Source organism: Haloarcula sp. CBA1131 (assembly GCF_008728975.1).
Lineage (GTDB): Archaea > Halobacteriota > Halobacteria > Halobacteriales > Haloarculaceae > Haloarcula > Haloarcula hispanica.
Genome location: NZ_RPCY01000001.1, coordinates 2,460,625 through 2,480,571, shown reverse-complemented (window position 1 = coordinate 2,480,571; position 19,947 = coordinate 2,460,625). Strand labels below are relative to the sequence as shown.

Below are 19,947 nucleotides of genomic sequence, written 5' to 3'. Positions count from 1 at the left end.
CTGTAGACCAGTCAGTCCGCCGAAGCGACGGTCTCACGGTCGCTCTGTGCTGGCCGACCGAACCAGTCGTCGAAGGAGAGCGGCCCGGCACCCATCGTAAACACCGCCGAGGCCATTCCGAACAGCGTGATGTGTGCGAGTACCGGGTCGTCAGGCAGGCCGAACAGCGTCGTGGTGAACAGGACAAAGGAGACGGCCGCGGCCCCACGAGTCATGAACCCGAAGATCAAGACCAGACCGACCAGCATCTCGGTCAGGCCGGCCCCGAGCACCCACATCCCGGGGTCGACGGGGACGACGGCGGTGAGGTCGTACTTTTCGACGACCAGGAGCGCCTGGCCGGGGTCGGCGAGTTTCTGGAACAGTCCGAGGTAGATGAACGTCACACCCATGCCGACCCGGACGATGACCGGGACGTACTCGCGGTACGGTGCCGTCGCCGAGTCGAGAAAGCCCTTGAGATAGTGGACCGGGTCGACACGGCCGTAGTAGGTCCCGTCGGTGCTGGCGACCTGCTGGAGCATGTGGTCGGCGCTCGGGCGACCACCGCCCAGAATCAACAGTGCCAGAAAGGCCGGGACGTACTCCATAGCGAGAACGACGCCTGGGTCGACGGTCAGTGCCCACCCGTAAGTCAATAGCCCGATAGTCGTGACGATACGGGTCGCGAGCCCGAACAGGAGTGTGAACCCCAGCCCGATAAACAGGGCACGGACGAGCGGGTTCGTGGTCGGGTCAAACGTTACTGTGGGAGCGAACAGGTATCCCTGGAAGCCAGCGCCGACGAGCGGCAGCCCCACGCTGAGTCGGAGCATCCACGGGACGAGGTCCGCGTAGCCGACGAGTACGTCCCGGAGGATGACGATGTCCGCAATCGTCGGCCGAACCCAGAGGTACGTCGCGAGTCCGACGGTCACGGCCACGCCCGAGATGACGAAAACGGCCGCGTTCACCGGGTTCGACAGCACGGATATCGCAAACGCCACCGCGTCGAGGGCCTCCCCCGGCCCCCCGGTCACGTAGTCGACGTGCGCCGCCGCGGGTCGCGAAAAGAGAGTGAGAACGAGCGCGACAGTTCCGGCGAGACTCGGGATACGCGTCTTCATGCCTGACAATTCGTGGGCTAGCTACCTAATCCTTCGTTCGTTCCCTGCCGGTTCGACAGCCCACCTCTGTAGGCGGTGGAATTATATCTACGCCTCCACTACTTATACGGCAGTGAGCGTCAACATCGAGACACAGATCGTCGAACGCGGGGACGACGAACACGTCGACGCGGCGTGGCGGCTCAAGGAAAACATCCGCGAATCCGACGGGGTCCTGCGACAGCGGCGGGGGTTCTTTCGCGACGCCTACCGACGGTCGACCACCTATCTCTACATCGACCGGTCCAAGGACCGCCTCATCGGCTTCGCCGCGGTTCGACGCGACGGCTACATTCTCTTTCTCGCAGTCGACGACGAGTACAGGGGCCACGGCTTCGGCAAGCGACTCGTCGCCCGCGTCGCCGAGGACTACGGCAGCGTGACCTGCCACGCCCGGGCGACGAATCGGGAGGCTATCGGCTTCTACAAACACATCGGCTTCGAGATCCGGCGGCGCATCGACAACTACTACGAGGACGGCGGCGACGCCTACTACCTCAAGCTCGGCGAGGACTCGATTACGGACAAACTGTCGAAGTTCCTGCGTAGCTAAGCGAACGCTTTTCAAGGGACCTCCCCAACGAGGTAGCCGATGGAAGAGCGGACCCGCGCGTACCTCCGTGGCCGGTTCGGCGATCACTACCGACAGGCGTCCGTAACGCCGCCGCCGGCCGCGAACGAACGTGAATGGGGGTTCATTCCCTGGACCGACGGCCCCGGCGAGACGATGGTCCGCCATCGCTCGCTGCTGGACCTCGGCGAGATCGAGGACTTCCTCGGCCGCCGGAAGCCCCGCCACGTCTACTTCTCCGCGGGCCGCTACGACGAACCGAGCGCCTCGACGATGTCGGACAAGGGCTGGCGCTCCTCGGACCTCGTGTTCGACCTCGACGCCGACCACCTGCCCTCCGTGGTGCTTGGCGAGGACAGCTACGCCGAGATGCTCGCTAAGTGCAAGGACGCACTACTCAGGCTGCTCGACTTTCTGGAGGACGATTTCGGGTTTGAAGACCTGACGGTCGTGTTCTCCGGCGGTCGTGGCTACCACGTCCACGTCCGCGACGAGCGCATCCGTCACCTCGAACGGGACGCGCGCCGGGAGATCGTCGACTACGTCCGCGGTATCGGCCTGGAGTTCGACGAACTGGTCGACGAGGAGTCCGTCGCCGGCACGGCCGGCCGGTCCAGTCCGGCACAGAAGCGGACGCTCTCGACGGAGGGCGGCTGGAGCGCCCGCGCGCACCGCCACATGCTCGCTGTCGTCGACGACCTCCTCGCGATGGAGGAGGCGGACGCGCTCGAACAACTGCAGGAGTACGACGGCATCGGCGAGGGGAAGGCGACCGCGGCGCTGAACGCGGCCCGGTCGAACTACGAACAACTGGAGGCCGGCAACATCGACGTCCACCCCGCGTTCTACCAGCTGGCGAAGATTCTCCTGCACGAAGTTGTCGCGGCGGACAACGCGCCGATAGACGAACCGGTGACGACGGACACGAACCGGCTCATCCGCCTGCCCGGCTCGCTGCACGGCGGCAGCGGGCTGGAGGTTCAACGAATCGACCGCGACGACCTCGATGCGTTCGACCCGCTGGTCGACCCTGTCCCGGAGACGTTCCGGGGCCACGATATCACCGTTGAGGTGACCGACGGCGGCCTCGTCGAACTGGATGGCGATAGCTTTACACTGGAGGCGGGTAATCAGACTGTACCAGAGCACGTGGGCGTGTTTCTCATGGCCCGCGGGCGTGCTGAGAAGGGGAAGGAATGAACGTAGACGAACTCCAGTCCGTCCAATCGCGGGAACGCCAGACCGACCAGCTCCAGCAGCTGCGCGAGACGTTCTACGAGGACGCCGGGCAGTTCATTCAACAGCTTCGGTCGGAGCGCGACCGCGCGGCCGAGCGCGCCGAGGACCCGTTCGACTCGCCCGAGGTCAACCGCCTGACTGACGATATTAAGACTGCCGAACAGACCGTCGAAGCCGTCTACGAACGGCGCGTCGGCAAGATCGTGAAGATGGCGTCGCTGGCCGCGGCGGACATGCCGACCGAGGACGACGGCCTCACACGCGAGGAGCGGGACCTGTTCGAGACGATGGTCGAGGCTATCGAGTCCAACCGGGGCCACGTCCTTGACGTCATCGCGGGGGAAGCCCCGACCGGCGCGGTCGGCGACGAGCCGAAATCCGACGAGCGACAGGCCCCCGACCCGGAGCCACGCCAAACGGCGAACGAACCGGCAGCCGACACGGCCGACACGGCCGACCCGCCCGAGCCGCCATCGACGCCAGACACGGGTGTCGACGCGGCTGACATGATGGGCGGCGGCGGGGACCAGTCGGAGCCCGCGGAGGAACCCGACACACCGACGCCGCCGCCCGACCTGGATACGGGCAGCAATCCCACTGCCGACAGTCAGCCCGACCAAGCAGACGTGCCGGCCGCCGGTGACGACGTGCCAGTTCCTCCGGCCGAGCCCGGCGTTGAGTCCGACCCCGGCCCGGCGGCGGACCCGGCGCACGCCGACAGCGGACCGCAGTCACCAGCCGGTTCAGACACCGCTGGGACCGCCGACGTGGACCGACGGACGGTCCGCATCACGGACGACGTGGGCGAGATATTCGGCGTCGACCAGCGTGAGTACGACCTCTCGACGGACGACGTGGTGACGCTGCCGGCCGACAACGCCGACCCGCTGGTCGAACAGGACGCCGCCGAACCGTTAGAATAAGCCGACGCGATGGGCTGGAACAGGCCGCTGTGCGAAGTACCGCCCGACACTCTGTTCTGTGACAGCGATGGACTATTTGTGGACAGTCGTACAGTTGATACGTATGAACACGCACGTCCGCATCGTCGTCGCGCTGCTCCTCGGCGTCCTTGCGTTTGCCGTCACGACCGTCTCGGTGACCGCCGGCTTCGAACCGCAGATAGAGTTCTCACTGCTCATCGGCCTCCCGGTAGGCGTGTCGGCCGGTCTGACCGGACTGTTCGCCGGCTATGTCCTGCTGTGGCACCGCGACCGAGCGGCGGCGGGCGAACTCTCCGACCGCGCGGCCCGCCTCCGACTGGCCGCGTTGGCGACCATCGCGGACTTCGTCGTGGTCACTGCGGCCGGCGTTGCGCTCTACGTGTTCGGCAATAGGGGCCTCGGTATCAGCCTGCTCGTCGCGGGGCTCCCGGTGACACTGCCCCTCGCTGCCGCCGTCAGCTACGTCCTGGCCGGTGGCAGCCGTAACGAACAGGGCGGGCTCCGGACGCGGTAACCACGGTCGGAGCAGCAGATTCGGCCGCCGACGCTCGTTACGGCTCCGGGCGCGAGCCGAGCGTGAGTTCGACCGTTTCCTGTGTCCCGTCGCGCTCGATCAGTACGTCGACCGTCTCGCCGGGGCTGGTCTCTAGCGCGAGGAAGCTTCCAAGCGCCTGCCGCGTCGGCGTCGGCGTGTCGTTCATCTGTCTGACCACGTCACCGCCAGTGGGAATCTCCGTCCCCGAAATCGTCGTCTCCCCGTCGCTTCCTTGTAGGACGCCCGCCGCTGGCCCACCACTGACGACACGGGTGATGTACACCCCGGACCCGGGGTCTAAGTTGTTCGCCTCGGCGATCCGCGGCGACACGCTCTGGAGGCCAACACCCATGTACGGATGGTCGTAGTCGCCGGTCTGGATGAGCGACGGCACGACACGCTGGGCGAGCGGGGCCGAGATGGCAAAGGCGACGTTGTCGCCGCCGCCGGAGTTGATGACACCGACCACGTCGCCCTCAAGCGTGACCAGCGGCCCGCCGCTGTTCCCCGGGTTGACCGGTGCGTCGGTCTGGACCGCGTCCGCGATGGAGAAGTTGTTCGCGCTCTGGAGCGTGCGGTCGACGCCGCTGACGATGCCCGCGGACACCGAGCCGGAGAGGCCAAACGGGTTCCCGATAGCGACGACTTCGGTCCCGACTGTCGGTTCGGTCTCCACAAACGAGAGAGGTGTCACGTCCGGTGTCGCGCCGATACGGAGGACCGCCAGGTCGCTGTACACGTCCGCGCCGACGACGGAAGCGGAACGCCAGCCGGTGTCGGCAAAGCGGACGTAGTACTCGTCCCCGCCCGCGACGACGTGTTCGTTTGTGACGATGTGTTCGTCGTCGATGAGGAAGCCGCTCCCCTGCCCACCACGCGAGTCTTCGGCGTACACCCTGATCGAGACGACGGCATCAGCGACCTCTTGATAGACGTCGGTGTAGACGCTGTCGGACTGCACGACCGCGTCGGCCGCCCCCGACTGGTCGGGGGCGGTACCGTCCGAATTGCTGCTGGTCCCGGGGCTCTGACAGCCAGCCGTGGCCGCGACGGCCGTCCCGAGGGCCCCTAACATCGCCCGGCGCGTGAAAGACTGTTTCATACTGGGGCGTAGGCCTGGGCTGCGAAAAAGGCACGGTCGGGTCTCTCTACCGCACCCGGGTGCTCGATTGCGGTGTGTCGTGACTTTCAGTTCGGCCCCGAAGACGGGCACAAACTACAATCGTCCCGATAGCATACGGGGGGGCATGGCAGAGGATTCATCGGGAACGAAAACGCCGACGCCGGGGTTCGTGTTGCCCGGTCTGCGATGTGGTGTCGAGATGGCACTCGTCGGGACAATCGTACTGCTCATCGGCCTCCCGACCGAGGAGCCGATACGGCTGGGAATCGTCTTCCTGTCGGCCCTACTGGCGATGACTGTGGTACTGTTCTGGGCGGTCGGCCGACATATGCGACGCTGGATCCGCTACGCACAGGGAAAGCCGACCCGGACGACGCCGTTCGACTGAGGGAAGTGTCTGAGCCAGGCCGGCCAACAGTGCGGCCGATGCCGGCTAGGTTAATAACAAAACTGGATTCATTTATTAATCAATCCCACTTAACGCGCAGGTTTTAGCAGTTGAATTAATAAGAACGGGTAGCCTAGCACCGGTAATGACGGAGTCCGGCGGCTGTTCGGATGGCGATGGATGTAGTTGCTCGAATGCCGATAATCACCCGACAGCAACGGACTCGCACGATGGGAGCCACATCGCACAGCTGTCCGTTCCGGAGATGGACTGTCCCTCCTGTGCGGGAAAGGTAGAGTCGAGCGTCCGCGAACTGGCGGGCATCGAGGCCGTCGACCCGCAGGTAGCGACGGGTCGGCTCACCGTCGAGTACGACGAGGCCGAGACGGACGTGGACGCGATAGCGGCGCGCGTCGAGGCGGCGGGCTACAGCGTCGCAGACGACGGCGGCGAGACGCTCCGGTTCGGCGTCCCGGAGATGGACTGTGCATCCTGTGCCGGCAAGGTCGAAAGCGCGCTGGGGAGGGTTGACGGTCTCAGAGCCGTCGAAACGCGTCCGACTACCGGGACGGCCGTCGTCACGTACGACCGGAACGCGACGACGGAGGGCGACCTCGTGGCGGCAATCGAGAGCGCCGGGTACGAGGTCACGGAGACGACAGGCGAGGACGACACGGCGACCGGGCAGACGGACGAAAACGGCTCGCTCTGGACCAGTTCGCGGGCGCTGAAGACGTGGGTCAGCGGCGTGTTCGTCGCCGTCGGCCTCCTCTTCGAGTTCCTGCTGGCCGGCGCGAACACGCAGGTCGGAAGCGTCTTCGGGTCGCCACTGCACGTCGCCGACGTTCTGTTTCTCATCGCGGTCGCGACGGGCGGCCAGGAAATCCTGCGTGGCGGCTACTACTCACTGCGCAACCGGAACCTGGACATCGACCTGCTGATGTCCATCGCCATCCTGGGCGCGCTCACCGCCAGTCTGGCCTTCGGCGAGGCGCTGTACTTCGAGGCCGCGACGCTTGCGTTCCTGTTCAGCGTCGCGGAACTGCTGGAGCGCTACTCGATGGACCGCGCCCGAAACTCGCTTGCGGAACTGATGGATCTCTCGCCCGACGAGGCGACGGTCCTGCGGGACGGCGAGGAGGTGACGGTCTCCGTCGACGAGGTGCGGGTCGGCGATGTCGTCGTCATCAGGCCCGGCGAGAAGATACCGATGGACGGCGAGGTCATCGACGGGACCAGCGCGGTCAATCAGGCACCGATCACCGGCGAGAGCGTCCCAGTCGACAAGACCGAGGGCGACGAGGTGTACGCCGGGACAATCAACGAGGAGGGATATCTGGAAGTACAGGTCACGGCGGCGGCCAGCGACAATACCCTCTCACGCATCGTCCAGATGGTCGAGGACGCCCAGTCGAACAAGACCGAGCGCGAGCAGTTTGTCGAGCGCTTCTCGGCGTACTACACGCCGGTCGTCGTCGCCTTCGCCGTCCTCGTGACGCTGACCAGCCCCGCCGTGCTCGGCGTGGCGTGGTCGACCGCCGTCGTGTACGGCCTGACCCTGCTTGTGCTGGCCTGTCCCTGCGCGTTCGTCATCTCGACGCCCGTTTCGGTCGTCTCGGGCATCACCAGCGCCGCGAAGAACGGCGTGCTCATCAAGGGCGGCAATCACCTCGAAGCGATGGGCGCGGTCGACGTGGTCGCGTTCGACAAGACGGGCACGCTGACGAAAGGTGAACTGACCGTCACCGACGTGGTTCCGCTGAACGGGAACACCGAGGATGAAGTCCTGCAGTGTGCCCGTGGGCTCGAACAGCGGAGCGAACATCCCATCGGCGAGGCCATCGTCGCGGAGGCGGGAGCGACCGGCGTCGAAAGCGCCGAGGTCGATGACTTCGAGAGTATCACTGGCAAGGGCGTCCGGGCAGACATCGACGGGACGCCCCACTACGCCGGGAAGCCGGGGCTGTTTGACGACCTCGGCTTCGATCTCTCACACGTCCACGCCACTACCGATGGCGGTGTCGTCACGAAAACGGCCCAGCAGCTCTGTGAGCGCAACAACTGCATAGACTTGCTGGAAGACACTGTTCCCGAACTCCAGGCCGAGGGGAAGACGGTCGTCATCGTTGGCACGGAAGACGAGATCGAGGGGATCATCGCCGTCGCCGACGAGGTGCGCCCGGAAGCGGAGGCCACAGTCTCCCGGCTCCGCGACCTGGGCGTCGAACGGACGGTGATGCTCACCGGCGACAACGAGCGCACTGCTGGGGCTATCGCTCGGGAAGTGGGTGTCGACGACTACCGGGCGGAACTCCTGCCGGACGAGAAAGTCGCCGCTATCGACGGCCTCGTCGAGGAGTACGAGGAGGGGGTAGCGATGATCGGAGACGGTATCAACGACGCCCCGGCGCTGGCGAGCGCGACCGTCGGCGTCGCGATGGGGGCCGCCGGAACAGACACGGCCCTCGAAACGGCTGATATCGCCCTCATGAGCGACGACCTCTCGAAGCTCCCGTACCTGTACGAACTGGCCAACGACGCCAACGGCGTCATCCGCCAGAACATCTGGGCCAGTCTCGCGGTCAAGGCCGGCCTTGCACTCGCTGTACCGTTCGGCCTCGTCCCCATCTGGGTCGCCGTGCTCGCGGGCGACGCCGGCATGACGACGGCCGTGACCGGGAACGCGATGCGGCTCTCGCGAATCCGCCCGGACGAAAACGACGAATCCTAGCCCGGCCCGGTGTACTATTAAGTATGCGCCGGGAGTAGCGTGCATCCGACATGGAACTCACATGGTACGGCCATTCGACGTGGCACGTAACAGTCGACGACACCGAATTGCTCATCGACCCGTTCTTCGATAACCCCAAGACGGACACGGACCCCGAGGAACTGGACCCGGACTACGTGTTGCTGACCCACGGCCACGCCGACCACATCGGCGACGTGGACCGCTACGAGGGCTGTGGGCTCGTGGCCACGCCGGAAATCGTCGAGTACTGCGAGGACAACTTCGGTGACTTCGACGCCGTCGGTGGCATGGGGATGAACCTCGGCGGCACCGTCGAAATCGGCGACGCGTTCGTCACGATGCACCGGGCTGACCACACGAACGGCATGGAAACCAGCTACGGCGCGAGCGGCGGGATGCCGGGCGGGTTCATCATCTCCGATACGAAGCCGACACAGGTCAGCGACGCGGAGTCGACGACGTTCTACCACGCCGGCGACACCGGTCTCATGACGGAGATGCGCGACGTCATCGGGCCGTTCCTCGAACCGGACGCTGCGGCGGTGCCGGTCGGCGACCACTTCACGATGGGGCCGATGCAGGCCGCCGTCGCCGTCGACTGGCTGGACGTCGACCACGCGTTCCCGATGCACTACGACACGTTCCCACCAATCGAAATCGAAACGCAAGACTTCGTGAACGAGGTCAAAGGCACCGGTAGCGACGCCGAGGTCCACGTCCTCGACGGCGACGAAACGTTCGAACTCTAGTCCGGTCGTTCCACGTCGGTCACGGTAAACCGCGCGCCGCCCGCCTCGCTGTCATCGACGGACAGCGACCAGCCGTGTTCTTTCGCGATCCGGTTGGCGATGTAGAGCCCGAACCCGCTGTTTTGTTTCTCTGATGCGTACCCCGCTTCGAGCACCCGCTCCGGTGGCGAGACGTCGACACCAGGCCCGTCGTCCGCGACGAAAAAGCCCGAAGACGTGGCACCGACGCGAATCGCGACGTCGGGGCCGCCGTGTTCGACGGCGTTCGAGAGCAGAATCTCGAGAAACAGGCGCATCGACTCCGCGTCCGCCAGCAGTCTCCTGTCCGATGTCACTTCGAGCGATGCGGCTTCGAGCGATAGCGAACTCCACACGTCCCAGACGACCGTCGAGAGCCACTGTTGTTCGGGCTCGAACGCTGGCGAGTCGCTCGACGCCAGCGAGACGACCTTGTCGACGATACCGGAGAGCTGGTCGATAGAACGCTCCACAGCGTCGATGTGTTCGTCGTCGGCCTCGACCTGCGAGAGATGGCCGGTCGACACCTGGAGTTCGTTTCGGAGTTCGTGTGCGGCCAGCAGCGCCACCTTCCGGAGACGTTCGTTCTGTTGTCTGAGGAGACGTTCGCGCTCTTTCTGGTCGGTGATATCCTGCGTGATACCGATGAGGCCGATTAGCTCGTCGGTCTCGTCGTACCAGGGGATCTTCGACGTTTGGAGGTGTTTCCCCATCGACGGCGAGAACTCGTGGACGTCGAGGACGTCGGCCCCGTCGTTGATGACTTGCAGGTCGTCGCCGCGTGCTGCATCCAGATACGTCGCCCCGGCGGGGAGTCCGTCTTCGTCCCGCCGGCCGAGCAGTTCCGGCGGGGCGTACGACGAATCGTTGAGCAACAGATAGTGCCGGTCATCGTCTTTCACGTACAGGTGCTCGGAGTACCGTTCGAACATCGTGGCGAGAATCGTCTCCGGCCGGGAAGCCGGTCGGGCGGCCATCGTCTCACTGTCTTCGAGTGCTGCACCGACTGCGGCTGCCAGTTCCGGCGACCCAAGATCGCCGTCGACCGTCCGAATGTGGTCACCACGGTCCGCCTCACTGCCGTACATGATCACCGGGAGGTTCGGGTAGAGCCCGGTGGCTGCCGCCGCCAGATGACCGCCCGCCATCCCTCCACACGTCACCGGGACGACGAGGCAGTCAACCGCGGTACGTAGCAGTGTCGTATCGACGCATTCGGGCTCTGTCGTCTCGACCGTTGCGTCGATTGCTGCCTGTTCAAGTGCCGCCCGTAACTGCTCTCCGGCAGTAGTCTCGGCAGCGATGAGGAGGACTGTCGGCGGGGACATCAACACGCCCATGATTTGTCCCGGGATTGTAAATAAGTTTAGCAGTCATGTTGAAAATAAAACAGGATACAACAGCGGAACGACCCCTCCGGCCGATACTGGACACCGCTGCCCGAAGCAACCAGCCGACTTCCGGATTGCCCCGTTACGTGAACTGAAATGCTCGCTATAGGCCCATCTCATGTCACGATGGTTGTCTCCCGACCAGAGAACAGTGGCGTGATATTCGAGACAACGGGCCGTTGACGGGGCAGTCGATAGTCAATACTGACACACACTTGAAAGGATTCACAACATCCGAGTATCCGGGCGGCGTATAGTCAGGTGTGTCCGAAACGTACGTGTGCGCCCGATGCCAGGACGCCGTCGAGCGGAACTTCGAGGTTCGGTCGATCATCAGGACCTGCAGCGAGTGCGGCGAGAACGGTCGGTTCCTCCACAGGTCGCTGGTCGAGTCACTTTCCGAGATCGCCACAGAGGACCAGCCGGACGGCTGGGACCAGATGACACTGGACGAGCGGTTCGAAGCGGCGCTCAAAGAGGGGCTCATCACGGTCACACGGACGTAAGTCTGTGCCGCCACGCTGACGACTCCGTTCGGTTCTGACGGCGCCTAGTTCTGCCAGCGACCTGCTTCGGCGGCGTTCGTCAGTCGACCCGCTACCCGACGTCACTGTCGTCGGTTTCTCACACTGTTGGCTGTGACTACTGTACGATGTTCGTGGTGGCGAAATTCGGGACAGTCTCAGTCCCACTTCGCGCCGGGGTTCGTCACCGCGCCGTTCGCCGCGGAGCCGAAGTCGCTGTGGTACTTCGCCAGCACGCCGCTGTCGTACGTCGGTTCAGGGTCGTAGTCTTCGAGGCGCTGCTCGATCTCCTCGTCGGTGAGGTCGACCGACAGTTCGTGGTCGTCGATGTCGATGGTGACGGTATCGCCGTCCTCCAGCGCGGCGATGGGGCCGCCGACGAACGCCTCGGGGGCGACGTGGCCGATAGAGAAGCCCCGAGTCGCGCCGGAGAAGCGGCCGTCGGTGAACAGCGCCACGTCTTCGGCGTGACCCTGGCCGGCGACGGCTGAGGTCACGCCCAGCATCTCGCGCATGCCGGGGCCGCCCTGTGGCCCCTCGTTGCGGATACAGATCACGTCGCCGGACTCGACGCGGCCTTCCTGCACGTACTCCATAGCCCCCTCCTCCTGTTCGAACACCCGGACCGGTCCCTCGTGGTGGAGGTGGTCTTCGCCGGTAATCTTGATAACCGCGCCGTCTGGCGCGAGGTTGCCCGAGAGGATGCGAATCGCGCCGCGCTCGTGGATCGGGTCGTCGACTGTGTTGAGATAGTCCACATCGAGGTCCTCGACAGTTGGCGGATCGATCTGTTCGAGTTCCTCCGCGATGGTGTTGCCCGTGACGGTGAGTGCGTCGCCGTGGAGCAGGCCGGCGTCGTTCAGCGCCTTCAGCACGACCGGGACGCCGCCGACCTCGTGGAGGTCGTTCATGACCTTCTCGCCGCCGGGCTGGAGGTCGGCGATCTTGGGCGTCCGGGCGCTGATCTCGTTGAACGTCTCGATGTCGAGGTCGATGCCGGCCTCCGCCGCGAGCGCGAGCAGGTGGAGAACGGCGTTGGTCGACCCGCCGACCGCGACCTGCAGGGCGATGGCGTTCTCGAAGGACTCGCGGGTGAGGAAATCCGAGGGGCTGCGGCGTTCCTGCACCACCTCGACGGCGAGTTCGCCGGCCCGGCGGGCCTCCTCGTAGCGGGACTCGTGTTCGGCCGGCGGAGAGGCCGACCCCAGCGGCGCGAAGCCGAGCGCTTCGGAGATAGACGCCATCGTGTTGGCGGTGAACATCCCGCCACAGGAGCCCGCACCGGGGCAGGCGTGGCGTTCCATCTCGTCGAGTTCGCCCTCGCTCATCTCTCCGTCGGCGACCGCGCCCACGCCTTCGAAGACGTTCTGGATAGTGACCTCGCGGCCGTCGTGCTCGCCGGGCATGATAGAGCCGCCGTAGAGGAAGACGCTGGGCAGGTCCGTCCGGATTGCGGCCATCATCATCCCGGGCATGTTCTTGTCACAGCCGCCGATGGTGACGATACCGTCCATGCGCTCGCCGAAGGTGACGAGTTCGACGGAGTCTGCGATTATCTCGCGGGAGATGAGCGACGCCTTCATCCCCTCGGTCCCCATCGAGATGGCATCGGAGATTGTGATGGTCCCGAACTCGATCGGCATCCCTTCGGTGTCGTCGATACCCTCGTAGGCAGCGTCAGCCACGTCGTCGAGATGGACGTTACATGGCGTGATGTCGGCGGCGGGGTTCGCGATGCCGATCATCGGCGAGGAGAGGTCCTCGTCGTCGTAGCCCATCGCGCGGAACATCGCGCGGTGGGGGGCTTTCTCGTATCCCTCCGTCACCTCGGTACTCCGCAGGTCCGGGTCTTTTTCCGGACGTTCTTGCCGCTCCTGATTGCTCATATTTCACCGAGGCCATGGGCAACCTTAAATAACTTGTACTCACGCTAACGTCCCACATGAGAGCACGGCGAAACCCACCGGTGACAGCAGGTTCTTTTCCGTCGGGAACTTCCGCCGCGGTATGTCGACGGTCACGACCGCCGCGCGACTCCACTTCGGGTTTCAGAACCTCTCGCTCGCCCACGAGCGCCTCTACGGCGGCGTCGGGCTTGCCCTCGACGAGCCGCGGCTGACCGTCGAGGCGACACGAGCCGACACGGTCCAGTGTGACGACCCGGCGACCGAACCGTACGTCCGACGCGTCGTCGACGCGCTCGGCGTCCCCGGCGCTGCTGTCTCCGTCGAGGAGCGGTTCCCGCGACACGTCGGCCTCGGGAGCGGCACACAGCTCTCGCTGGCGACGCTCATCGCCGTCGTTCGGGCCTACGACCGGACCGCTGACGCACGGACATACGCGCCGCAACTGGGCCGGGGCGGCCGGAGCGGCGTCGGCGTGGCCGCGTTTGAATCGGGTGGGTTCGTCATCGACGGCGGGCACCCAACGGAGCGGTTCACGGCCGAACCCCCAGCAGAAGGTGACTGGGACGTGCCGCCGGTGCTGGCCCATCACCACGTCCCCGCACACTGGCGCTTTGTCATCGTCGTCCCGGACACCGACCCCGGCCAGAGCGGAGCAGCAGAGGACCAGAGCATGCGGCAGGCCGTCGAGCGCGCCGACCCCGGCATCGCCGACGAGATCTCGACGCTGTTGACCCGGCGGCTGCTCCCCGCGATTGCCACCAGAGACCACGACGACTTCGGGCAGGCCGCGGCGCGGCTGGGCCGACTCAACGGCGCGTGGTACGCTGACGAACAGGGCGGCGTCTACCGCCCGCCAGCCGGCGCACTCGTCGAGTCACTGGCGAGCGCCCCGGTCATCTCCGGGGCCGGCCAGAGCTCTTGGGGGCCAACCGTCTGGGGACTGACGACAGCGGACTACGAATCGGAGGCCCGTGACGCGGGTGTGCTGGCACTCGATGCGGCCGATGTCGACGGAACGGTTCGCGTTGTCGCGCCCCGGAACACCGGTGCGTCGCTGACTGAATAGGGACCAAGCGGCGGGCCGTTCAGTACCAGTCGCCAGAACTAACGACGATGCTTGCAGCCGCCAGTGCGGTTATCAGTCTCGGCAGCAAACCCCCGTCGATGACTGCACTGTTCTCACCGCTGGAACTCCGCGAGACGACAGTCCCGAATCGCGTCATGGTCTCTCCAATGTGCCAGTACTCCTGTGAGGCCCGCGACGGCCTCGCCACCGACTGGCACCGCACCCACCTCGGCTCTCGTGCCGTCGGCGGTGCAGGTCTGGTCATGACTGAAGCGACCGCCGTCGAAGCTCGCGGCCGTATCTCGCCGGAGGACCTGGGTATCTGGAGCGACGAGCACGCGGCGGCGCTGGAACCGATTACAGAGTTCATCACTGAACAGGACAGCGTGCCGGGCATCCAGTTGGCCCACGCCGGGCGGAAAGCCTCTATCGAACGACCGTGGGACGGCCACGACCCGCTCCAACCCGACGACGGCGGCTGGGAAGTCGTCGGACCGAGTGACGACCCCTGGCCGTACGAAGACGGTGAGGCTCCGCCGACAACAGCGCTCGATCAGGACGGCATCGAGGCGGTCATCGACTCGTTCCGCGCCGCCGCCGAGCACGCGCTCGACGCCGGCTTCGAGGTCGCAGAGGTCCACGCCGCCCACGGCTACCTCTTGCATCAGTTCCTCTCGCCGGTGACGAACCACCGCGAGGACGACTACGGCGGCGACTTCGAGGGCCGCACGCGACTGGTCCGTGAAATCACGACCGCCGTCCGCGAGGTCTGGCCCGACGACAAGCCGGTGTTCGTCCGTATTTCCGCGACGGACTGGCTTCCCGACCGCAATTCCTGGACCGTCGAGGACTCCGTGCGACTGTCGGACCGACTCGCCGACATCGGCGTGGACCTCATCGACGTGAGCGACGGCGGCATCCACCCCGAATCCCGCCCCGACTACGCCGGCCCGAACTACCAGCTCCGGTACGCCGAGCGGATCCGAGAGGAAACGAAGTCGGACATCGCCGTCGGCGCTGTCGGCGGCATCACGACCCCCGAACAGGCCGAAGCCGTTATCGCTAACGACCGGGCCGATATGGCTATCGTCGGCCGCGAGCACCTCCGGGACCCGTACTTCACGATGAATGCCGCGAGGGAACTCGACGCGACCGACGAGATAGAGGGGCCGCCGCAGTACCGCCGCGCCTGGGGCTTCTGAACCTGTTTAGATCTTATCCAGGTCGAGGTCGACGGCGTACCAGTCGAGCGCGAGCAGGAAGGCCGCGCCGATAGCGGCGGCAGCGACGAACGCGATGAGAACGTCCGTCGAGAAGCCGACTTCACTCCGGACCTTCACGACCGGAGCGCGGAGTGCGCCGACGACGAGCGCGACGAGGAAGGCCAGCGTTGCCCGGCGGTTGTACTCCAGTGCCCGACGGACGACGCGTGCGATGGTGAACAGGCCGACCAGCCCGCCGACGATGAACGTCACGACCGGCACGGCGGTCGTTGTCACGTCTTCGGCTGGCCCGCCGGTGGCGAGCGCAATGAGCGCGTCCACGAAGTCGGCGAGCGCCATTGACATCCTGTCGTACTGCCCGAGGATGACGAGCAACAGCGATCCCGAGATGCCGGGCAGAATCATCGCGCTGACGCCGATCATGCCGGCGATGAAGACGAGTGCGAGACTGCCGCCGTCGGCGGCGGTGTTCGAGACGCCGGACACGTAGAACGCAAGCAGAAACCCGAGGACGCCGGCCCCTATCTGGAACGGCGACTCGACCGTGAGACTGCGCAGCAACACCACCGCGGAGGCGGCGATGAGGCCGAAGAAGAAGCCGAAAAGCAACGCCGGCGTCTCCTGGCTGGCGACGGTGACGATGTGTGTTACGATGACGACGGCGGTGCCGACGCCGGCGACCAGCGCGAGGAGGAACCAGATGTCGAGTTCGAGGAGTTCGGCAAACGCGCCGCGCAAATCAACACCGCCGTCTAGCGGTGTGAGAGCGCGAACGAACCGTATTACGCGGCCCGGCGTAACGGCGGTAATCGCGGCGATGAGTCGCTCGTAGACCCCGGCGATGAGCGCGATTGTGCCCCCGGAAACACCGGGGACCCCGTCCGCGCTGCCCATACAGAGGCCGATGAGAAACGTTCGAATCCACGCACGAAGCGGTGGCACCGAGCCCAGAACCGTCGGCGGGTCCTGGTCGGGAGGGGTGGTCATCACTGAACGCTTCCAGCATCACGCTCAAATTCCTTGTGGAGTCACGTCGTATTGTGCTGCTGTCACAACTGCGAGACTGCGGCTGAACAAGTGGCCCGCGACAGCGCTAGCTCCGCTTCGATAGCGTGAGCACGCCGTTCCTGAGTGTCTGGACCGCGCCGGCGGCCGGCAGGTCGACGTCGAACTCCGTCTGGAGGTGCGGGGCGTCGACGGCAACGATGGCTTCCGTCCCGATGATATCGACTGTCACATGGTCGTCGCTGACCTGAAGCGAGTCGAGGTCGACGGCGACCGTCCAGCCGTCGTCGTGGTCGGTGTGCGAGACGTGTAGCGGCGACCGTTCAGTTTGTGCGTCCATTCGTCAATCATGGGTATGTGTTACACACATAAAGGTCCACGTTCGGCGCGTGCCAAAGCTCGGTCAGACAGGAACGCTATCCTGCACGTCGCTACACAGCAGGGCCGAGATAGCCCCATGCCTGCAGGCGGTCCCCGTCGCCCTCTATCCACCGCTCGCCGATGTCGTCGCGGTAGTAACAGTTCGGAATGAGGATATCGTCGACGCGCCCGTAAGCCTGCTCCCGCGCCCCCTGCATCGTATCGCCTTTGCCCGTGACGACCAGCGGCATCCCGCTCTCGCCAGCCACGCGCCACTGCCCGTCGACCGCCGCTCCTGACTCGCTTCTCTCGCCGGTCGCGCGGTCCGTGCCCTCGACGGGCACGCGCTTCGCGTCCTCGATGTGGATGCCCTCGCGGCTGTCGGATCCGAAGACGACCGCGGCGTTGCGGGAGTTCTCGTCGTACGTCTTCTGGTCGTCGAACGGGAACGGCGGGAGGACGACCCGAACCGCGACCTGATACCCGCGGTGGACCTCCAGTTCGGGGTCGCGCCCGTTCGCCAGATCGAGGAAGAACTGGCCTGTTTCTGATTCGAACGACTCCTCTTGGAGCGTGATTGTGGGGTACCCGAACCGCGGCGTGAACTCCAGCGGATAGATACCGTCCTCGTTGACGATGCAGTTGATGTCGATGCTGCCGACGTACCCCTCGTCGGCGAGCCAGCCTTCCACCTTGCCGAGTGTCTCCGCGAACAGTTCGTTCCGGCCGGCCCAGAACATCGAAGTACCCATCTCGCCGGTCGAGGGACCGATGTTGCCCGGAAACAGCTTCTTGTGCTCGAAGTTGAAGTTGGTCGGTTCAACGAACGACTCGCCGTTGAAGAAACCACAGACGGCGATTTCGACGCCCTCGACCTTCCGCTGGAGCTGGAACCCTTTCATCCGGTGACCCCACGCCTTCTTGTACGCTCGAAGCACATCGACGATGTCGCTGCCGTCATCCTCGTTCCCGACGTAGAGCAGTCGCTTGACGTTCTGGACTTCCCCGAGCGGTTTGATGACGTACGGCGCAGGGTTCTCCTGGACGTGCTTGATGCCGGCGTCGAAGTCCTCGAAGACGTGATGCTCGATAGTGTTGACACCGTGGTCTTCGAGGACCTCCATCGCGTAGCCGCGGTCCTCTTCGAGCGCATCTGTGTTGGGTGTCCCGCCAACGACGGCGTGGCCTTCGGCCCGGAGTTCCCGTGTGAGTTCACCGGTGCCGATGTCGCCGCCGACCCAGATGTCGTCGAAGACGACGACATCGGCCCAGCCGAGGTCGCCCCGCCAGTCGTCGGTCTTCGGTACGAACCCGTCGGCGATCTCCTGATCGCTGTCGGCTTCGATGTAGTACCGGACGTCGTGTCCCTCCCGGCTGACCTGCCAGGCGATGTCACCGATGAGCGCCGCGTCCAACGAACAAAAGAGGAAATTCGCCATGGCGCGTTTGCGGGCGGGTGCGGGGTAAACGTTTCCTGTCCTGTCGACCACAGGTCATCGCTATCGCGATGGCAGCGAACCGGCCAGTCATGCCCGGTTGCTCGATGCCCACTGATCTATTTAAATAAGCCCACTTCCGTAAGCCGAACCGTTTTAGTCCCCATCTGTAAATCCCCACGTATGACACGCGACGAACTCGCGTCCGCGAGTGAACTGCTCGAATCAGCGGCCGAAGACACTGACAGCGACGAGGCGAGCGAGCGCCTCGCCGAACTCGCTGCCCAGCTCGACTCCCTCGCAACCGACGAACGCGGCCCGGACCACGGCCGACTCGCCCGCATCCAGTCGGCGCTCAACGACCTCAGCAGTGGCGACGCGGAAGACGTGACCGAAGCCATCGACGACGCCGACGACCAGATCAACGAGTACCGGTCCGACCTCGAAGGGGTCTGAGGCGGCGCTCCTGCGCCAACACACGGCTGTCCGGTGACTTTCTGCGACGGAAAGACGGCTTTCGAACCGATGAGTCGCTACGACTCGGTCGCGGTTTCCTCGTCGACCGGCTTGATCCGGTGTGTCGCGTCGTTGTTATCGTCCGGGGCCCGCAGATGATACGTGACTTCACGCGGCTCCGTATCGTCGACGTACGGTGTCTTAGCGTCGTGCGTGATACCCGCTGTTTCTCCTGGCTCCAGTACCCTATCAAATCGGCCGACAGGCGCGTAGGCGACGCGTGGGCCGGTTCGGTTGAGTGCGAGGACGTACCGACCTGCGGTGTCGCCCGTGTTCGTGACTGTTATCTCAAGCGTCGGCATGGCTGGCTCAGTGACACGCTCCGGTCCGTCGAGAGTAACGTCGAACGACGGCAACGGTGCTTCGAGTCTGTTCTGAACTGTCTTCGGCATCGTCCACTCCCCGCCGGGCCAAGACAGTCGGGCGTCGCTAGCTGAGCCGGTTTCGGGCAGGTCGAAGACCAGCGGCCCACCGGCCTCGGTGAACTGTCGGCCCCACTCGCCGTCGCGATACAGACCGTTCCTGAACGTCTCGGGGCTGTACGTCGACCCATCGACTCTGAGCGAGAATGCACTCGGGTCTACCCCCGAGCCCTCGACAGTCGTCGTGAGCACGAGGAACTGGCCGGCTGTCGGTTCAACGCTGATGGAGTCAGTGCGGGGAATCACGACGCCCGGTGCCACCGCGGCGTCCGTGACCGTCACACTGGGCGGCGACCCAGTGTCAGTCTCGCTGACGGCCGGTGACGGGACTGGTGTCACTGTTTCGGTGTCGTCAGTCCTACCCTGACATCCTGCACCGCTGATTGCCAGTCCGCAGAGTGCCAGAACGCGACGGCGGTACATGGCTCTGCGTTGCCCTGCCCCCGATAAATGCTTTCAGAAGGCACGGGTTCAGTTTTGACCGACTGTTTCCAGTTCGGCCCGGAATAGACCTGTCTCCTCGATCTGGGTCGTCTGTGTCGCTGATGAGGCAGGCGATGTCAGATTAAATAACATCTTAATTAATGTTTGTGACTAACCAAAAGCTTTTGACAATTCCATTGGTTTCAGTCA

19 protein-coding genes are annotated in these 19,947 nt (G+C 65.0%); 11 read left to right on the top strand and 8 right to left on the bottom strand.

Annotated elements, in window-relative coordinates; genetic code table 11:
- Window positions 1-11 precede the first annotated feature (11 nt).
- Window positions 12-1,106 carry a DoxX family protein gene (locus Har1131_RS12560; protein ID WP_050037777.1) on the bottom strand — a complete coding sequence of 365 codons (1,095 nt, stop codon included), beginning with the start codon at window positions 1,104-1,106 and terminating at the stop codon, window positions 12-14.
- A 112-nt stretch (window positions 1,107-1,218) separates the two neighbouring features.
- On the opposite strand from Har1131_RS12560, the gene Har1131_RS12555 reads away from it, so the two are divergent.
- The 4 genes from Har1131_RS12555 (at window position 1,219) to Har1131_RS12540 (ending at window position 4,413) form a co-directional block, all read left to right on the top strand.
- Window positions 1,219-1,698: an N-acetyltransferase gene (locus Har1131_RS12555; RefSeq protein WP_008310038.1), complete on the top strand. Its 480-nt coding sequence runs from the start codon at window positions 1,219-1,221 to the stop codon at window positions 1,696-1,698.
- 39 nt (window positions 1,699-1,737) lie between these two features.
- Window positions 1,738-2,916 carry a DNA primase small subunit PriS gene (gene priS, locus Har1131_RS12550; protein WP_050037778.1) on the top strand — a complete coding sequence of 393 codons (1,179 nt, stop codon included), beginning with the start codon at window positions 1,738-1,740 and terminating at the stop codon, window positions 2,914-2,916.
- Window positions 2,913-3,878 carry a hypothetical protein gene (locus Har1131_RS12545; protein ID WP_050006863.1) on the top strand — a complete coding sequence of 322 codons (966 nt, stop codon included), beginning with the start codon at window positions 2,913-2,915 and terminating at the stop codon, window positions 3,876-3,878. The genes priS and Har1131_RS12545 overlap by 4 nt, the downstream gene beginning before the upstream one ends.
- A gap of 103 nt (window positions 3,879-3,981) precedes the next feature.
- Window positions 3,982-4,413: a hypothetical protein gene (locus Har1131_RS12540; RefSeq protein ID WP_044951753.1), complete on the top strand. Its 432-nt coding sequence runs from the start codon at window positions 3,982-3,984 to the stop codon at window positions 4,411-4,413.
- 37 nt (window positions 4,414-4,450) lie between these two features.
- Here the strand turns inward: Har1131_RS12540 and Har1131_RS12535 are convergent, their stop codons facing one another.
- Window positions 4,451-5,536, bottom strand: a complete 1,086-nt coding sequence (locus Har1131_RS12535) for a S1C family serine protease (RefSeq protein WP_151146690.1) — start codon at window positions 5,534-5,536, stop codon at window positions 4,451-4,453.
- 145 nt (window positions 5,537-5,681) lie between these two features.
- Between Har1131_RS12535 and Har1131_RS12530 the strand changes: the two genes are divergently transcribed.
- The 3 genes from Har1131_RS12530 (at window position 5,682) to Har1131_RS12520 (ending at window position 9,446) form a co-directional block, all read left to right on the top strand.
- On the top strand, window positions 5,682-5,945 hold the full coding sequence (locus Har1131_RS12530; protein ID WP_014039944.1) for a hypothetical protein: 264 nt from the start codon (window positions 5,682-5,684) through the stop codon (window positions 5,943-5,945).
- Between the two features lie 145 nt (window positions 5,946-6,090).
- A complete protein-coding gene (locus Har1131_RS12525) occupies window positions 6,091-8,676 on the top strand; it encodes a heavy metal translocating P-type ATPase (protein WP_151146687.1) in 2,586 nt (861 codons plus the stop codon).
- A gap of 50 nt (window positions 8,677-8,726) precedes the next feature.
- The gene (locus tag Har1131_RS12520) at window positions 8,727-9,446 is read left to right on the top strand and encodes a metal-dependent hydrolase (RefSeq protein WP_014039946.1); all 720 of its coding nucleotides are present in this window, start codon (window positions 8,727-8,729) and stop codon (window positions 9,444-9,446) included.
- On the opposite strand, the gene Har1131_RS12515 is transcribed toward Har1131_RS12520, so the two are convergent.
- Window positions 9,443-10,792 (bottom strand): PAS domain-containing sensor histidine kinase, encoded by a 1,350-nt coding sequence (locus tag Har1131_RS12515; RefSeq protein WP_044952180.1) that lies wholly within the window; start codon window positions 10,790-10,792, stop codon window positions 9,443-9,445. The two genes, Har1131_RS12520 and Har1131_RS12515, sit on opposite strands and share 4 nt — an antisense overlap.
- A 326-nt stretch (window positions 10,793-11,118) precedes the next feature.
- Between Har1131_RS12515 and Har1131_RS12510 the strand changes: the two genes are divergently transcribed.
- On the top strand, window positions 11,119-11,361 hold the full coding sequence (locus Har1131_RS12510; protein ID WP_023843189.1) for a hypothetical protein: 243 nt from the start codon (window positions 11,119-11,121) through the stop codon (window positions 11,359-11,361).
- A 176-nt stretch (window positions 11,362-11,537) separates the two neighbouring features.
- Here the strand turns inward: Har1131_RS12510 and ilvD are convergent, their stop codons facing one another.
- Window positions 11,538-13,265 carry a dihydroxy-acid dehydratase gene (gene ilvD, locus Har1131_RS12505; RefSeq protein WP_151146684.1) on the bottom strand — a complete coding sequence of 576 codons (1,728 nt, stop codon included), beginning with the start codon at window positions 13,263-13,265 and terminating at the stop codon, window positions 11,538-11,540.
- A 121-nt stretch (window positions 13,266-13,386) separates the two neighbouring features.
- Between ilvD and Har1131_RS12500 the strand changes: the two genes are divergently transcribed.
- Window positions 13,387-14,352: a beta-ribofuranosylaminobenzene 5'-phosphate synthase family protein gene (locus Har1131_RS12500; protein ID WP_050037781.1), complete on the top strand. Its 966-nt coding sequence runs from the start codon at window positions 13,387-13,389 to the stop codon at window positions 14,350-14,352.
- A 98-nt stretch (window positions 14,353-14,450) separates the two neighbouring features.
- Window positions 14,451-15,554 carry an NADH:flavin oxidoreductase/NADH oxidase gene (locus Har1131_RS12495; RefSeq protein ID WP_151146681.1) on the top strand — a complete coding sequence of 368 codons (1,104 nt, stop codon included), beginning with the start codon at window positions 14,451-14,453 and terminating at the stop codon, window positions 15,552-15,554.
- 6 nt (window positions 15,555-15,560) lie between these two features.
- On the opposite strand, the gene Har1131_RS12490 is transcribed toward Har1131_RS12495, so the two are convergent.
- The 3 genes from Har1131_RS12490 to Har1131_RS12480 form a co-directional block, all read right to left on the bottom strand.
- Window positions 15,561-16,562, bottom strand: a complete 1,002-nt coding sequence (locus Har1131_RS12490; protein WP_014039952.1) for a DUF368 domain-containing protein — start codon at window positions 16,560-16,562, stop codon at window positions 15,561-15,563.
- A 106-nt stretch (window positions 16,563-16,668) separates the two neighbouring features.
- On the bottom strand, window positions 16,669-16,920 hold the full coding sequence (locus Har1131_RS12485; RefSeq protein WP_008310015.1) for a hypothetical protein: 252 nt from the start codon (window positions 16,918-16,920) through the stop codon (window positions 16,669-16,671).
- Between the two features lie 91 nt (window positions 16,921-17,011).
- Window positions 17,012-18,379: a phosphoribosylamine--glycine ligase gene (locus Har1131_RS12480; RefSeq protein WP_151146678.1), complete on the bottom strand. Its 1,368-nt coding sequence runs from the start codon at window positions 18,377-18,379 to the stop codon at window positions 17,012-17,014.
- Window positions 18,380-18,559: 180 nt separating this feature from the next.
- Between Har1131_RS12480 and Har1131_RS12475 the strand changes: the two genes are divergently transcribed.
- Window positions 18,560-18,832: a hypothetical protein gene (locus Har1131_RS12475; protein ID WP_008310011.1), complete on the top strand. Its 273-nt coding sequence runs from the start codon at window positions 18,560-18,562 to the stop codon at window positions 18,830-18,832.
- 77 nt (window positions 18,833-18,909) lie between these two features.
- Here Har1131_RS12475 and Har1131_RS12470 read toward each other — a convergent pair whose 3' ends face one another.
- Complete coding sequence (locus Har1131_RS12470) at window positions 18,910-19,737, bottom strand: hypothetical protein (protein WP_151146675.1); 828 nt, start codon at window positions 19,735-19,737, stop codon at window positions 18,910-18,912.
- Window positions 19,738-19,947 lie beyond the last annotated feature (210 nt).

Excerpts from the sequence above, each read along its gene's own strand:
- Har1131_RS12560 (WP_050037777.1), bottom strand. The coding sequence starts at position 1,106 with ATGAAGACGCGTATCCCGAGTCTCGCCGGAACTGTCGCGCTCGTTCTC.
- priS (WP_050037778.1), top strand. The coding sequence starts at position 1,738 with ATGGAAGAGCGGACCCGCGCGTACCTCCGTGGCCGGTTCGGCGATCAC.
- Har1131_RS12545 (WP_050006863.1), top strand. The coding sequence starts at position 2,913 with ATGAACGTAGACGAACTCCAGTCCGTCCAATCGCGGGAACGCCAGACC.
- Har1131_RS12540 (WP_044951753.1), top strand. The coding sequence starts at position 3,982 with ATGAACACGCACGTCCGCATCGTCGTCGCGCTGCTCCTCGGCGTCCTT.
- Har1131_RS12535 (WP_151146690.1), bottom strand. The coding sequence starts at position 5,536 with ATGAAACAGTCTTTCACGCGCCGGGCGATGTTAGGGGCCCTCGGGACG.
- Har1131_RS12530 (WP_014039944.1), top strand. The coding sequence starts at position 5,682 with ATGGCAGAGGATTCATCGGGAACGAAAACGCCGACGCCGGGGTTCGTG.
- Har1131_RS12525 (WP_151146687.1), top strand. The coding sequence starts at position 6,091 with ATGACGGAGTCCGGCGGCTGTTCGGATGGCGATGGATGTAGTTGCTCG.
- Har1131_RS12520 (WP_014039946.1), top strand. The coding sequence starts at position 8,727 with ATGGAACTCACATGGTACGGCCATTCGACGTGGCACGTAACAGTCGAC.
- Har1131_RS12515 (WP_044952180.1), bottom strand. The coding sequence starts at position 10,792 with ATGTCCCCGCCGACAGTCCTCCTCATCGCTGCCGAGACTACTGCCGGA.
- ilvD (WP_151146684.1), bottom strand. The coding sequence starts at position 13,265 with ATGAGCAATCAGGAGCGGCAAGAACGTCCGGAAAAAGACCCGGACCTG.
- Har1131_RS12500 (WP_050037781.1), top strand. The coding sequence starts at position 13,387 with ATGTCGACGGTCACGACCGCCGCGCGACTCCACTTCGGGTTTCAGAAC.
- Har1131_RS12495 (WP_151146681.1), top strand. The coding sequence starts at position 14,451 with ATGACTGCACTGTTCTCACCGCTGGAACTCCGCGAGACGACAGTCCCG.
- Har1131_RS12490 (WP_014039952.1), bottom strand. The coding sequence starts at position 16,562 with ATGACCACCCCTCCCGACCAGGACCCGCCGACGGTTCTGGGCTCGGTG.
- Har1131_RS12485 (WP_008310015.1), bottom strand. The coding sequence starts at position 16,920 with ATGGACGCACAAACTGAACGGTCGCCGCTACACGTCTCGCACACCGAC.
- Har1131_RS12480 (WP_151146678.1), bottom strand. The coding sequence starts at position 18,379 with ATGGCGAATTTCCTCTTTTGTTCGTTGGACGCGGCGCTCATCGGTGAC.
- Har1131_RS12475 (WP_008310011.1), top strand. The coding sequence starts at position 18,560 with ATGACACGCGACGAACTCGCGTCCGCGAGTGAACTGCTCGAATCAGCG.
- Har1131_RS12470 (WP_151146675.1), bottom strand. The coding sequence starts at position 19,737 with ATGTACCGCCGTCGCGTTCTGGCACTCTGCGGACTGGCAATCAGCGGT.